Annotated in this window: 11 protein-coding genes; 8 read left to right on the top strand and 3 right to left on the bottom strand. The window is 54.6% G+C overall.

Going from position 1 to position 13,374, the window contains the following annotated elements; all coding sequences use genetic code 11:
• Positions 1 to 230 precede the first annotated feature (230 nt).
• Entirely contained in the window at positions 231 to 1,205 is a 975-nt protein-coding gene (gene cysB, locus Q3Y66_RS12580) for an HTH-type transcriptional regulator CysB (protein WP_008959553.1), read from the top strand.
• A gap of 13 nt (positions 1,206 to 1,218) precedes the next feature.
• Here cysB and Q3Y66_RS12575 read toward each other — a convergent pair whose 3' ends face one another.
• Together Q3Y66_RS12575 and pabB are read right to left on the bottom strand one after the other, a co-directional pair.
• Positions 1,219 to 1,839: a phosphoadenosine phosphosulfate reductase family protein gene (locus Q3Y66_RS12575; RefSeq protein ID WP_008959552.1), complete on the bottom strand. Its 621-nt coding sequence runs from the start codon at positions 1,837 to 1,839 to the stop codon at positions 1,219 to 1,221.
• 117 nt (positions 1,840 to 1,956) lie between these two features.
• Positions 1,957 to 3,312, bottom strand: a complete 1,356-nt coding sequence (pabB, locus tag Q3Y66_RS12570) for an aminodeoxychorismate synthase component I (protein WP_008959551.1) — start codon at positions 3,310 to 3,312, stop codon at positions 1,957 to 1,959.
• Between the two features lie 347 nt (positions 3,313 to 3,659).
• Here pabB and Q3Y66_RS12565 point away from each other — a divergent pair, with 347 nt between their 5' ends.
• From Q3Y66_RS12565 to prpD, 6 genes are all read left to right on the top strand, one after another.
• Positions 3,660 to 4,352, top strand: coding sequence for a GntR family transcriptional regulator (locus Q3Y66_RS12565; RefSeq protein WP_008959550.1), 693 nt, complete (start codon positions 3,660 to 3,662; stop codon positions 4,350 to 4,352).
• Between the two features lie 56 nt (positions 4,353 to 4,408).
• Positions 4,409 to 5,299, top strand: coding sequence for a methylisocitrate lyase (gene prpB, locus Q3Y66_RS12560; RefSeq protein ID WP_008959549.1), 891 nt, complete (start codon positions 4,409 to 4,411; stop codon positions 5,297 to 5,299).
• A gap of 74 nt (positions 5,300 to 5,373) precedes the next feature.
• A complete protein-coding gene (gene prpC, locus Q3Y66_RS12555) occupies positions 5,374 to 6,501 on the top strand; it encodes a 2-methylcitrate synthase (RefSeq protein ID WP_008959548.1) in 1,128 nt (375 codons plus the stop codon).
• Between the two features lie 65 nt (positions 6,502 to 6,566).
• A complete protein-coding gene (gene acnD, locus Q3Y66_RS12550) occupies positions 6,567 to 9,176 on the top strand; it encodes a Fe/S-dependent 2-methylisocitrate dehydratase AcnD (protein ID WP_008959547.1) in 2,610 nt (869 codons plus the stop codon).
• Positions 9,177 to 9,273: 97 nt separating this feature from the next.
• Entirely contained in the window at positions 9,274 to 10,473 is a 1,200-nt protein-coding gene (prpF, locus tag Q3Y66_RS12545; RefSeq protein WP_035587373.1) for a 2-methylaconitate cis-trans isomerase PrpF, read from the top strand.
• 54 nt (positions 10,474 to 10,527) lie between these two features.
• A complete protein-coding gene (gene prpD / locus Q3Y66_RS12540) occupies positions 10,528 to 12,024 on the top strand; it encodes a 2-methylcitrate dehydratase (RefSeq protein ID WP_008959545.1) in 1,497 nt (498 codons plus the stop codon).
• Between the two features lie 80 nt (positions 12,025 to 12,104).
• On the opposite strand, the gene Q3Y66_RS12535 is transcribed toward prpD, so the two are convergent.
• Positions 12,105 to 12,389 (bottom strand): ComEA family DNA-binding protein, encoded by a 285-nt coding sequence (locus tag Q3Y66_RS12535; protein ID WP_008959544.1) that lies wholly within the window; start codon positions 12,387 to 12,389, stop codon positions 12,105 to 12,107.
• Positions 12,390 to 12,659: 270 nt separating this feature from the next.
• On the opposite strand from Q3Y66_RS12535, the gene pyrF reads away from it, so the two are divergent.
• Positions 12,660 to 13,361: an orotidine-5'-phosphate decarboxylase gene (gene pyrF, locus Q3Y66_RS12530; protein ID WP_008959543.1), complete on the top strand. Its 702-nt coding sequence runs from the start codon at positions 12,660 to 12,662 to the stop codon at positions 13,359 to 13,361.
• Positions 13,362 to 13,374 lie beyond the last annotated feature (13 nt).

Below are 13,374 nucleotides of genomic sequence, written 5' to 3'. Positions count from 1 at the left end.
TGGCAAATTTCCCGTGTGGTGATTTATCTGAATAGCAGAAATGAATGGATGCTGGTAGGAAGATTTTTTTATAATATAAAAGTATTATCCATTTGTTTTTTATTCTATCTGGTGCTGTAAAGTGCCGCACCAGCGCCGCTTCCCATCAACCGCATCGTATTAGCTGCGCAAGGATGTGTTTCAAGGCGCGTCCTACATAGATCTGTTTAGAGAATAAATAAGGTGAGGATATGAAGCTACAACAGCTACGCTATATCTGGGAAGTCAATCGACATAACCTGAACGTCTCAGCCACAGCGCAAAGTCTATTTACCTCACAACCGGGGATCTCCAAACAAATTCGTTTATTGGAAGACGAGCTTGGCGTTGAGATTTTTGCCCGCAGCGGCAAGCACCTAACGCGAGTAACGCCTGCTGGCCAATCGATTATTGAACTAGCCGGGCAAGTGCTGCGCCTGACCGATAATATCAAGCAGGTTGCCCAGGAGCATAGCGACGAGCGTCGTGGCAGCCTGGCGATTGCAACCACACACACTCAAGCTCGTTACGCGCTACCACCGATCATTAGCGAATTCACGCTGAAATACCCTGATGTAGCCCTGCATATGCAGCAGGGGACGCCCAAACAGATTGCACAGATGGTTAGCGAAGGGCAGGCAGACTTTGCTATCGCCACCGAGTCACTGGAGCTGTTTACCGATTTGGTACTGCTGCCATGCTATCGCTGGAACCGCTGCGTACTGGTGCCTAAGGGGCACCCTTTAGCGACTCATGATGGCCCGTTGACCCTTGAGGCGCTTGGCGAGCATCCGTTGGTGACTTATGTGTTTGGGTTTACTGGTCGTTCTCAGTTAGATGATGCCTTTAAAGCGAAGGGGCTAACGCCTAACGTAGTGCTCACGGCAGCCGATGCCGATGTGATAAAAACCTACGTGCGCTTGGGAATGGGCGTGGGTATCGTGGCGCATATGGCCGTGGATGAGGCGCTTGACGATGACTTGGTAGCACTGGATGCAAGTCATCTGTTTGCCAGCTCTACGACCAAGATTGGTATTCGTCGTGGCACTTTTATGCGCGGCTATATGTATGACTTTTTAGAGCGCTTCGCGCCTCACTTAACCCGTGACCGTGTGGATGAAGCGCTAACAGCAGGCCCACGCCATGAACAGTCGCTGTTTGATGACTTAGACCTGCCCGAGTATTGATTATTGGCGAGTATCAGTGCTGTAAATGCAGCCCGCATTCGCGCTTCTCTTCCACCTTTGTGGGGTCAAAGTAGTCGAAGTTGTTGGGTAGATTATGCGCCTGTAGGTACTGATACATATCTTTAGCGCTCCACTGTAGCAGCGGTGCCACTTTTAACAGGCCGTCGCTGTTGCGGCTAACCGCCTGCATTTTGGCGCGTTCGGGGGTGTCTTCAGCGCGTAGCGCGGTAAACCATACGTCGGGCTGCATTTCACGCAACGCACGCTCGAAAGGTTCGAGTTTCACTTCCTGAGTAAAGGCTGCATGGCGCGGGTCGTCAATGCCCGGCATGAGGCCGTCCAGCGCTTCACGGTGGGCGCGGGTACGACGGGGCACAAAGCTGACGATATTGAGATTGAGTTGTTTTATCACCTCGTCGGCGAATTGATAGGTCGCCTCGGTGTTGTAACCGCTGTCCATCCACACAATCGGTATATCCGGGCGTACCCGGCTGACCATGTGCAGAATCACCGCCTCAAAAGGGCGAAAGTTAGTGGTGCAGATAGGTCGCGCGCCCTGGGCTAAAGCCCACTCAACCAAACCCTGCGGGTTGTTAGCAAATTCGTTATTGATCGCTTCAAGCTCTGAGGACATGCTGCCTCCTGTTCGGGTGTAGAGTTATGGTGACTAGGCTATCAAACCCGACCCCTGACGCCCCAATACCGTTTAGTTAGGCTTTTATATTCCTTTTTGATATAGAAATTTAATTGCTTATTCCAGGGCGCCAATTAGGTGGCGAATCTTATCCAGTGTTTCGGTGTACTCTTCGTCCGCTTGAGAGTCTGCCACTAAGCCGCCTCCGCCCCATACATGTAATCTTCCCGACTCGGCAACCATCGTCCGAATGGCGATGGAAGTATCCATACTGCCGCGTACATCGACATAACCTAAGCTGCCGCAATAGACGCTGCGCTGGCAGGGCTCTAATTCATCAATAATCTGCATGGCGCGAACCTTGGGCGCGCCGGTAATCGAGCCGCCGGGAAAAGCGGCTTCAAGAAGTGACAGTGGGGTATAGCTATCGGCCAGCGTTCCCTGCACGACGCTAACTAGGTGGTGCACGTTGGGGTAGCTCTCCAAGCGGCACAGCTGCGGCACGCGAATGGAGCCAGGCTTACACACGCGGCCTAAGTCATTGCGTAGCAAGTCAACGATCATCACATTTTCAGCGCGATCTTTAGTGCTGCTCAATAGCTGTTCCGCTAACGCCTGATCTTCTTCTGGCGTTGCGCCCCGCGGACGGGTGCCTTTGATGGGCCGCGTTTCGACTTCTCTGTTGCTGCATTGGATAAAACGCTCCGGCGAAAGTGAGAGTACGGCTTTATCTCCCCAGGCCATGAAGCCCGAAAAAGGCGTGGGCGTTGCCTGACGCAATCGCAGGTACGCTTGCCACTCATCCCCCTCATAGTCGGCATAAAAACGCTGCGCTAAATTGATCTGGTAGCAATCTCCCGCCCGTATATAGCGCTGCACAGCGTTAAAACGCGAGACGTACTGGTCATGGCTAAGCTCGGCCTGAAAGGCATTATTAAGTGTAAATGTGCCTGGCTGGTCTGGTGACCCGGCTAGCCAGGTTTTTACCTGGTCACGACGTTCCGGCGTGGCAATTAACCATGCCTGCTGGGCCACGTGATCTAGCGTAATACACCAATCGTAAAGTCCTAGGCGGGCTTGTGGTAGTGCGACCGGGCTCGTTTGACCGCTAGGTATTGATAAGGTTTTACGTCCTAAATCGTAGCCCCAATAGCCAATCAAACCGCCAAGAAAAGGGAGTTCACTGAGCTCATTAGGAATATCTAACTGATCCAATAGCCACTGCTGCAGCGCAAACGCATCGTTGGCTAGGTGTGGTGGAGGGCTGAACTGATGAGATGAGAGGCTCGGGTTGCCGTCGCTCGTCACTTCCAGCGTAGCCAGGGGGTCGCTGCTGATAATATCAAAGCGACCATTGGCAATCGGGCGACCACTATCGAGCAGCACCGCGCCGGGTCTGGCGCGCAGGCGGGCGAATACACCCAAGGGGTCGGGTGGATAGGGCAGGGAAGTCATCGACAACGCCTTGATCATTAAGCAAACGCCTCGCCAGTAAAGGGCGAGCCATTTTAGAGGGGCGTAGGCAATGACACCAGTGTTAGACGCCTGTCGCATTTAACGCTACGCAACTGCAACCCACCACTCGTTACCTAACAATAACTGCTTGATTGTTGACAGAGCTGATCTGGTTGTCCCTATCAGTACAACGAAAGGCGTACAAAATCGGCTATCTAGGCTAGTTGACGGTTCAAATGACACGCGCTAGAGTTTGTTTACTTTTCAATTGTCGACAATTAATCATGGCAACACTCGCTTCTAACTCGTCTACTGCCGCCAACGCTTCCTCAGCAACAGCAGGTTCTGAGGCAACCGCCTCGGAAATGGCTGTACCCGAAGTACGCACGCTCGCGGAGCGGGTATTTCATCAGTTGCAGGATGCCATCGTGCGCGGTGAGCTCGCACCCGGCAGTAAAATCACCGAGCCAGGGCTGTCTAAAACCTACGGTATTTCCCGAGGGCCCTTGCGTGAAGCAATGCGGCGCTTGGAAGCACACCGCCTGATTGAGCGTGTTCCTCATGTAGGCGCGCGCGTAGTTCAGCTCTCAATGAAGGAGCTTCTAGAGCTCTTTGACCTGCGTGAAGCTCTGGAAAGTATGGCGGCGCGCCTGGCGGCGGAGCATATGTCGCCGGAAGAGGTACAGGGGTTGCGGGATGTTCTGGCACTTCACGAAGGTCAGGCCGACCTAAAGCGTGGTGAAGCTTATTATCAGCGCGAAGGCGACCTCGATTTTCACTACTGCATCGTTCAGGGCAGCCACAACAAAATGCTAATGAATCTGCTCTGCGATGACCTTTACTACCTTGTGCGCCTTTATCGCACTCAGTTTAGTGCCAGTGGCACGCGACCACAGCGAGCTTTTGTTGAGCACCATCGCATTGTCGATGCCATCGAAGCGGGCGATGCTGAACTGGCTGAACTGTTGATGCGCCGCCATGTTAGCGCCTCCCGAGCCAATGTGGCAGACCGCTACGCAGCGACCCTCGAACAGACAGCATCAGAATCTCATCGTTAAGTCGTCGTTAAACATAACTAAACATAAGTAGAAATGAGTAACAGGAGATACGCCCCATGTCCCAGATGACTCCCGGCGCCCGCTTTCGGGCCGCGCTAGAGACCAACCGCCCGCTGCCAATCTTAGGCACGATTAATGCCTATACAGCGCTGATGGCCGAAAAAGTAGGCCATCAAGCCATTTACCTTTCCGGTGGCGGTGTTGCCAACGCCTCGTTCGGCTTGCCGGATCTGGGCATGACGACCATGAATGATGTGATGGAAGATGCTCACCGTATCTGCGGCGCCACCGAGCTCCCGCTGCTGGTGGATATCGATACCGGCTGGGGCGGCGCCTTTAATATCGCCCGCACCGTGAAAGAGATGCAGCGCGCTGGCGTAGCCGCAGTGCATATGGAAGACCAGGTGGCGCAAAAGCGCTGTGGGCACCGCCCCAATAAGGCGATTGTCTCCCAGCAGGAGATGGTTGACCGTATCAAAGCCGCCGCCGATGCCAAGATCGATCCCGACTTCTATTTGATTGCCCGCACCGATGCGTTTCAAAAAGAGGGCCTTGATGCGGCCATTGAGCGGGCCAATGCCTGCGTGGAAGCCGGGGCAGATGCCATCTTCGCCGAAGCGGTTCATACCTTAGATGATTACAAAGCTTTCTGTGAGCGGGTCAATGCGCCGATTTTGGCCAACATCACCGAATTCGGCGCTACCCCGCTGTTTACCCAATCCGAGTTGGGCGACGTTGGTTGCCGCATGGTGCTTTACCCGCTCTCGGCCTTCCGCGCCATGAACGCTGCGGCACTGCAGGTCTATCAAAGCATCCTCGACAACGGCCACCAAAAAGACGTGGTGCCTATCATGCAGACCCGCGATGAACTCTACGACTTTCTCAATTACCACGACTTTGAACAGAAACTGGACGCCCTGTTTGCCGAAAAAGGGGGCGACCAGTAAACCAAGCGCCAGCTTAACAACCACCATATTTAAAAAACACAATTTAAAATAAAAGCAGAGTTAGGAGACACACCATGGCTGATAAACCCGTGACAGGTGCAGGACTGCGTGGCCAGAGCGCCGGTTCCACCGCGCTGTGTACGGTAGGCAAAACAGGCTCAGGCCTGACCTACCGCGGCTTTGATATTAAAGAGCTCGCCGAAAAAGCCAAATTTGAAGAGGTTGCTTACCTGCTGTTAAAAGGCAAGCTGCCCAACCAGGGCGAATTAGATCACTACATCAGCAAGCTCAAAAGCCTGCGCGGCTTGCCCGATGCGCTGAAAACGGTACTTGAGCAGATTCCCAAAGACGCTCACCCGATGGATGTGATGCGCACCGGCACCTCAATGCTGGGCAATCTAGAAACCGAAGAGAGCTTCGATCAGCAGCAGGACGTAGCTGACCGACTGCTAGCGGTGCTGCCTTCGATTATTTGCTACTGGTATCGCTTCTCTCACGACGGTGTGCGTATCGACACTGAAACCGACGATAATTCAGTGGGCGGCCATTTCCTTAACATGCTGCGTGGCGAACCCGCCTCTGAGCTGCATGCCCGGGTAATGAACGTCTCGCTGATTCTTTACGCCGAGCACGAGTTCAACGCCTCTACCTTCACAGCACGAGTTTGTGCCTCAACGCTTTCCGATATGCACTCCTGCGTGACCGGCGCGATTGGTTCACTGCGCGGGCCCCTGCATGGCGGCGCCAACGAAGCGGCCATGGCGATGATCGAGGATTGGCAGTCGCCGGAAGAAGCAGAAAGCAAAATCATGGGCATGCTGGAGCGTAAGGACAAGATCATGGGCTTTGGTCATGCGATCTACCGCGAGTCCGATCCGCGCAACGCGATTATCAAGCACTGGTCCAAGAAGCTCTCCGACGACGTAGGCGATAAGGTGCTTTACCCGGTTTCCGAGCGAGTTGAAGCCGTTATGTGGCGCGAGAAAAAGCTATTCTGTAACGCGGACTTCTTCCACGCTAGCGCATACCACTTTATGGATATACCCACCAAGCTGTTCACGCCGATTTTTGTCATGTCACGTCTGACAGGTTGGGCGGCCCACGTTTTTGAACAGCGAGCCAACAACCGCATCATTCGCCCTAGTGCCGATTACACAGGCCCCGAGAAGAGCGAGTGGGTACCTATAGAAGCGCGAGACTGACCAGCGTGATGCCCGGTGGCTTGATAACCGGGCTTTTTCAGCCCCTTCTTGTGAGTCTGCCTGCTATGAATACCCAATACCGTAAACCCCTGCCTGGCACAGAGCTTGAGTTTTTTGATGCTCGCGAGGCGGTGGAAGATATTCAGCCCGGTGCCTATGCACAGTTGCCGTATACCTCCCGTGTACTGGCGGAACAATTGGTGCGCCGCTGCGATCCTGACCTGCTCACCGATGCGCTAAAACAGCTGATTGAGCGCAGGAGCGACATGGATTTTCCCTGGTACCCCGCACGTGTCGTCTGTCACGATATCCTCGGCCAGACTGCGCTGGTCGACTTGGCCGGGTTGCGTGACGCCATCGCCGAAAAGGGCGGCGACCCCGCCAAGGTCAACCCGGTGGTGCCCACCCAACTGATTGTCGACCACTCGCTGGCGGTGGAGCACGCAGGCTCAGAAGAGGGCGCCTTCGAGAAAAACCGTGCCATTGAAGATCGTCGCAACGATGACCGCTTCCATTTCATTAACTGGACCAAGACGGCATTTGAGAACGTCGATGTGATTCCTCCTGGCAACGGCATCATGCACCAGATCAATCTGGAGAAGATGTCACCGGTGGTGCAGAACCGCGACGGCATTGCCTACCCCGATACCTGTGTGGGGACCGATAGCCATACGCCCATGGTCGATGCCTTGGGCGTTATCTCGGTGGGCGTGGGTGGCCTGGAAGCCGAAAGCGTAATGCTGGGGCGTGCCTCCATGATGCGCCTGCCGGATATAGTCGGCGTGGAGCTGACCGGCAAGCTGCAGCCGGGGATTACCGGCACCGATATGGTGCTGGCAATTACCGAATTTCTGCGTAAAGAGCGGGTGGTCGGGGCCTACTTGGAGTTTTATGGTGAAGGCGCCGATGCGCTCACCGTGGGTGATCGCGCCACGATTTCGAATATGACCCCCGAATACGGCGCGACCGCGGCGATGTTCTACATCGATGGTCAAACCATCGATTACCTGAAAATTACCGGCCGTGAAGATGAACAGGTGGCGCTGGTGGAAACCTACGCCAAGCACACTGGCCTCTGGGCGGATAGTTTGACCGAGGTTGAGTATGAGCGGGTGCTGACCTTTGATCTCTCGTCAGTGAAGCGCACCCTGGCGGGGCCCTCTAACCCTCACGCCCATTTGCCCACTTCAGAGCTTGCCCAACGTGGCATTGCGGTAGGGCTTGAGGCTGCGCGGGAAGAGGAGAAAGCGGGCAGAATGCCTGATGGCGCGGTTATCATCGCCGCCATCACCAGCTGCACCAATACCTCTAACCCTCGTAATATGGTTGCCGCCGGGCTAATTGCCCGTAACGCCAATCGGCTGGGTCTGCTGCGTAAGCCGTGGGTGAAGTCGTCGCTGGCGCCGGGCTCGAAAACCGTCAAGATGTACCTGGAAGAAGCCGGGTTGATGAGCGAGCTGGAAAACCTTGGCTTTGGGGTGGTGGCTTACGCCTGCACCACCTGTAACGGCATGTCCGGGGCGCTGGAACCAAAAATCCAACAGGAGATTATCGAGCGCGACCTCTACGCAACCGCCGTGCTTTCAGGTAATCGTAACTTCGATGGCCGTATTCATCCCCACGCCCAGCAGGCGTTTTTGGCATCACCACCGTTGGTGGTCGCTTACGCCATTGCAGGCACGATTCGCTTTGATATCGAAAAAGACGCATTAGGTGTTGATCAGGCGGGGAACCCCGTCACTTTGAAGGATATCTGGCCAGCGGATGAAGAGATCGACGCGATCGTCAAATCATCGGTGAAGCCGGAGCAGTTCCGCCAGACCTATATTCCCATGTTCGACTTGGATAAGAGCGCCCGCGCCCAGGTCAGCCCTCTGTATGACTGGCGGCCCCAGAGCACTTATATCCGCCGTCCGCCGTACTGGGAGGGCAATATGGCCAAGGTACGAACTCTTAAAGGCATGCGGCCGCTGGCGATACTGCCGGACAATATCACGACCGATCACTTGTCGCCCTCCAACGCGATACAGCTCAACAGCGCGGCGGGTGAGTACCTGGCCAAAATGGGCCTGCCGGAGGAAGACTTCAACTCCTACGCCACCCACCGCGGTGACCACCTGACTGCCCAGCGCGCTACCTTCGCCAACCCGAAGTTGTTCAACGAGATGGTGCGCGATGCCGACGGCAAGGTAAAACAGGGCTCGCTGGCGCGGGTAGAGCCCGAAGGCGAAGTGACCAGAATGTGGGAAGCGATTGAAACCTATATGGCGCGTAAGCAGCCGCTGATTATCATTGCCGGGGCGGATTACGGCCAGGGCTCTTCACGGGACTGGGCGGCCAAAGGCGTGGCACTGGCAGGCGTAGAAGCGATTGCCGCCGAAGGCTTTGAACGTATCCACCGCACCAACCTGATCGGTATGGGGGTGATGCCGCTGGAGTTTGAGCCGGGTACTACACGCATGACACTCGCTCTGGATGGCACCGAAACCTTCGATGTCGAAGGCGCCGTTTCGCCAGGGGCAATGCTCACGCTGGTAATCCACCGCCAAAATGGAGACAGCGAGCGCGTCGTGATGAAGTGCCGTTTGGATACGGCCGAGGAGGTGTCAATTTACACCGCTGGAGGCGTACTGCAGCGCTTCGCCCAGGATTTCCTCGAATCGTCGGCAGCTTAAACCGTATCTGGCCAAGAGAACCCGGTGTCTTTAGCTTTTCGAACCTAGTTTTTCGAATCAGGCTTAGAGCACCGGGTTATTTTTAGGAGTGGTAATAATGAGCGAGTCAGTTCAAAACAAACATGTGCCGCAGATAAAGATCCCGGCCACCTATATGCGCGGCGGCACCAGTAAAGGCGTATTTTTTAAGCTCAATGATCTACCCGAAGCGGCCCAGCAGCCGGGCGTAGCGCGGGATCAGTTGCTACTGCGCGTCATCGGCAGCCCCGACCCTTACGAAAAACAGATTGATGGCATGGGCGGGGCGACCTCAAGTACCAGCAAGACGGTGATTCTGTCGAAAAGTAAGTCAGCCGAACACGATGTAGATTACCTGTTTGGCCAGGTCTCTATCGATAAGCCCTATGTTGATTGGAGCGGCAACTGCGGCAACCTATCGGCGGCGGTTGGCCCCTTTGCGATAGCCAACGGCCTAGTTGATGCATCACGCATTCCGGAAAATGGTGTCGTCGAGGTAAGAATCTGGCAGGTCAATATTCAGAAAACCATCGTTTCCCAGGTACCTGTTGTGAATGGTCAAGTGCAGGAGACAGGCGATTTTGAGCTGGATGGGGTGACATTTCCCGCGGCTGAAATTCCAGTAGCTTTTAAGGATCCGGCGGAAGGCGAGGGAGCAATCTTCCCCACTGGCAACCTAATCGATGAACTGGAGGTCCCGGGCGTGGGAATGCTGAAAGCCACCCTGATCAATGCCGGTATACCCACGATATTCATTAATGCCGACGATATTGGCTACGTGGGTACCGAGCTTCAGGATGTCATCAATGGCGACGGTAAAGCGCTTGTGATGTTTGAAACCATTCGTGCCCATGGCGCATTACGAATGGGACTGATCAGCGACATCAGTGAGGCCGCTAACCGTCAGCACACACCCAAAGTGGCCTTTGTGGGGCCGCCAGCGAATTACCTCTCTTCGAGCGGTAAGAGTGTGAATGCTAGTGATATCGATCTGGTGGTGCGAGCGCTCTCGATGGGCAAGTTGCATCACGCCATGATGGGCACGGCCGCCGTTGCCATTGCAGCGGCCGCTGCCATTGAAGGAACGCTGGTGAACCTGGCAGCAGGAGGTGGCGGTCAACGTAACGCGGTCACTTTTGGACACCCTTCCGGCAGCTTGCGGGTTGGCGCTGAAGCAAACTTGGTCGAGGGGCGGTGGCATATCGAACAGGCGGTGATGAGCCGTAGTGCCCGGGTATTGATGGAAGGAGTGGTGAGAATTCCTGGGGACAGCTTTTAGGGCGCGTTCCTTGAGCCATACTGAGTAGGTGATTCAACAGCAGGAGAGAGCGCTATGTCTACCAGACCGTCTGCCACATCCGAAGCCAACGAGCGGCCCGATTACGATCCCGAACTGCAGACTATCGCCGACTATGTTCTGAACTATCAGGTGGATTCCCAAGAGGCACTGGAGACTGCGCGTTACTGCCTGATGGATACGCTTGGCTGTGGGCTGCTAGCACTACGCTTTCCGGAGTGTACCAAGCACCTTGGGCCGATAGTAGAAGGCACAGTGGTGCCGTTTGGAGCGCGAGTCCCAGGTACAACGCTGCGTCTTGATCCGGTCAAAGCGGCATGGGATATCGGCTGTATCATCCGCTGGCTGGACTATAACGATACTTGGCTTGCCGCCGAATGGGGCCACCCCTCCGATAATCTTGGTGCTATTCTGGCGGTAGCCGATCACCTCTCTCAGCGGCGAGTTGCTCAAGGTGAAGCACCGCTTGTGATGCGTGATGTGCTTGAAGCAATGGTTATGGCCCATGAAATACAGGGTGTACTGGCGCTGGAAAACAGCTTTAATCGGGTTGGACTCGATCACGTGGTGCTAGTAAAGGTGGCGTCTACTGCGGTGGCCGCCAAGTTGTTGGGCGCCAATCGTGAGCAGGTGCTGTCGGCGCTTTCCCATGCGTGGGTCGATGGTCAGAGCCTACGAACTTATCGTCATGCGCCCAACGCAGGTTCGCGGAAAAGCTGGGCCGCGGGGGACGCCACTTCACGGGGCGTGCGCTTAGCGGATATCGCCCTGCGCGGTGAAATGGGTATTCCCAGCGCGCTGTCGGCGCCCCAATGGGGCTTCTACGATGTGCTGTTTAGCCACACCAATAAAGATTTGAGCCTGAAACCAGAAGCGGAGCGACGGCTGCGTTTCCAGCGCGAGTTCGGCAGCTACGTGATGGAGAATATCCTGTTCAAGATCGCTTTCCCTGCTGAGTTTCATGCTCAGACGGCTTGTGAAGCTGCGGTAATCCTTCATCCTCAGGTGAAAGATCGTCTGGCTGACATCGATAAGATCGTGCTGACCACTCATGATTCGGCTATCCGTATCATTTCCAAAACCGGGGCGCTCGCTAACCCAGCGGACCGCGACCACTGCTTGCAGTACATGACCGCGGTGCCGCTTATCTTTGGCGAGCTGACCGCTGATCATTATGAAGATAGTTTTCACGCGGCTCATCCGCTGATTGATGAGCTGCGGGGCAAGATGGTGGTAGAGGAAAACGCGGGATATTCGGCGGATTACCACGACCCAGAGAAACGCTCGATCGCTAACGCGGTGCAGGTCTTTTTTAAGGATGGTAGAGCGACAGATAAAGCCGTGGTGGAGTATCCATTAGGCCACCGGCGTCGGCGTGAAGAGGGTATGCCACTGTTAGTTGATAAGTTTAAGCGACATTTGACGATGCGATTTCCAGCAAGTCGTTGCCAAAAAATTGTTGATGTATGCAGTCATCAGTCAACGCTTGAAGCGTTACCTGTACACAAATTTATGGATGAATGGGTGATATAGCCCTTGGTGCTCAATACATCTCACTAAAAATACCCGGTGCGCTTAAGCGCTACCGGGTTATGGTCGTTTGCACCGTTAAATTACTCTTCAAACGTTACTTGATCGCGCATGCGATCGACGGTGGCAGGCCCAATGCCGCTGACACGTTCAAGGTCTTCAGCGCTTTCAAAGGCACCATTGGTTTCGCGCTCTTCAATAATGGCTTCTGCTCGGCTTGGGCCAATGCCCGGTAATTCGGCCAGCAGTTCAGCATCGGCGGAATTCACATTGATGGGCGCCACCTCTTGTGCCAGCACGCCACTGGAAATTCCCAAGCTAATGCTAAGCAGAAGTGCGGCTAAGGTTCCTTTAATAGTCATGTTCATCCTCGATAATCCTTTTAATAACATTTGGTGTCATAGATGTGGTGCGCGAAGTTCAGAGGAGGTGATGTTATGCGCCTGAATTGTCGTTTAGCGTTATGAACGCTGCTGCACTATCAACTTAGCTTTTTTTAATGAGTGAATATGTCAGCGATGTACGACAGCGGTTGTAAGTTTTTAGCTATAGCTCTATGGCAAATAGCTTACATCGTGAGGAGGCGAGGAGGGGTGAGAGGCTGGTATAATGACAAAAACTACTTTCGGAGCAACTATATGGCCACTGAATCCCCGATCATTATTGCGCTTGACTACCCTTCGCTAGATGCGGCGCTGTGCATGGCTGATCAGTTAGACCCTGCCCGCTGCCGCGTTAAAGTAGGTAAAGAGTTGTTTACTCGCAGTGGCCCCGCCGTGCTTGAAGCGTTGCATGGACGTGGTTTTGAGGTGTTTTTGGACCTTAAATTTCACGATATACCCAACACGGTTGCCAGCGCCGTGCAGGCAGCGGCGGAGCAGGGTGTTTGGATGGTCAATGTTCATGCCAGTGGCGGTCAGCGGATGATGGAGGCGGCTATGCAGCGTCTGGAGCAATACGGTTTAACCACCTACTTAATTGCGGTTACCGTATTGACCAGCATGCAGGCCGAGGACTTAGCAGATGTTGGTATTAATGCACCGCTGGCTGAGCATGTAGAGCGCTTAGCGCTGCTGGCGAAGCAAAGCGGCTTACACGGTGTTGTCTGTTCGGCTCAAGAGTCCGCTCGAATTAAAACACTTTGTGGTGATTCGTTCTTAAAAGTAACCCCTGGAATTCGCCCTAGTTTTGCAGCGACTAATGATCAGCAACGGATTATGACGCCTAGCCAAGCTATACAGGCAGGAAGCACGCATTTAGTTATTGGCCGACCCGTTACTCAGGCCGCAGACCCTATGATAGCTCTTGAGGCGATTGAGGCCGAACTAGCGATTGCATAAACGGCGCTGTTTA

Source organism: Halomonas sp. HAL1 (genome assembly GCF_030544485.1).
GTDB lineage: Bacteria > Pseudomonadota > Gammaproteobacteria > Pseudomonadales > Halomonadaceae > Vreelandella > Vreelandella arctica.
This window is presented reverse-complemented; position numbering and strand designations above follow the sequence as displayed.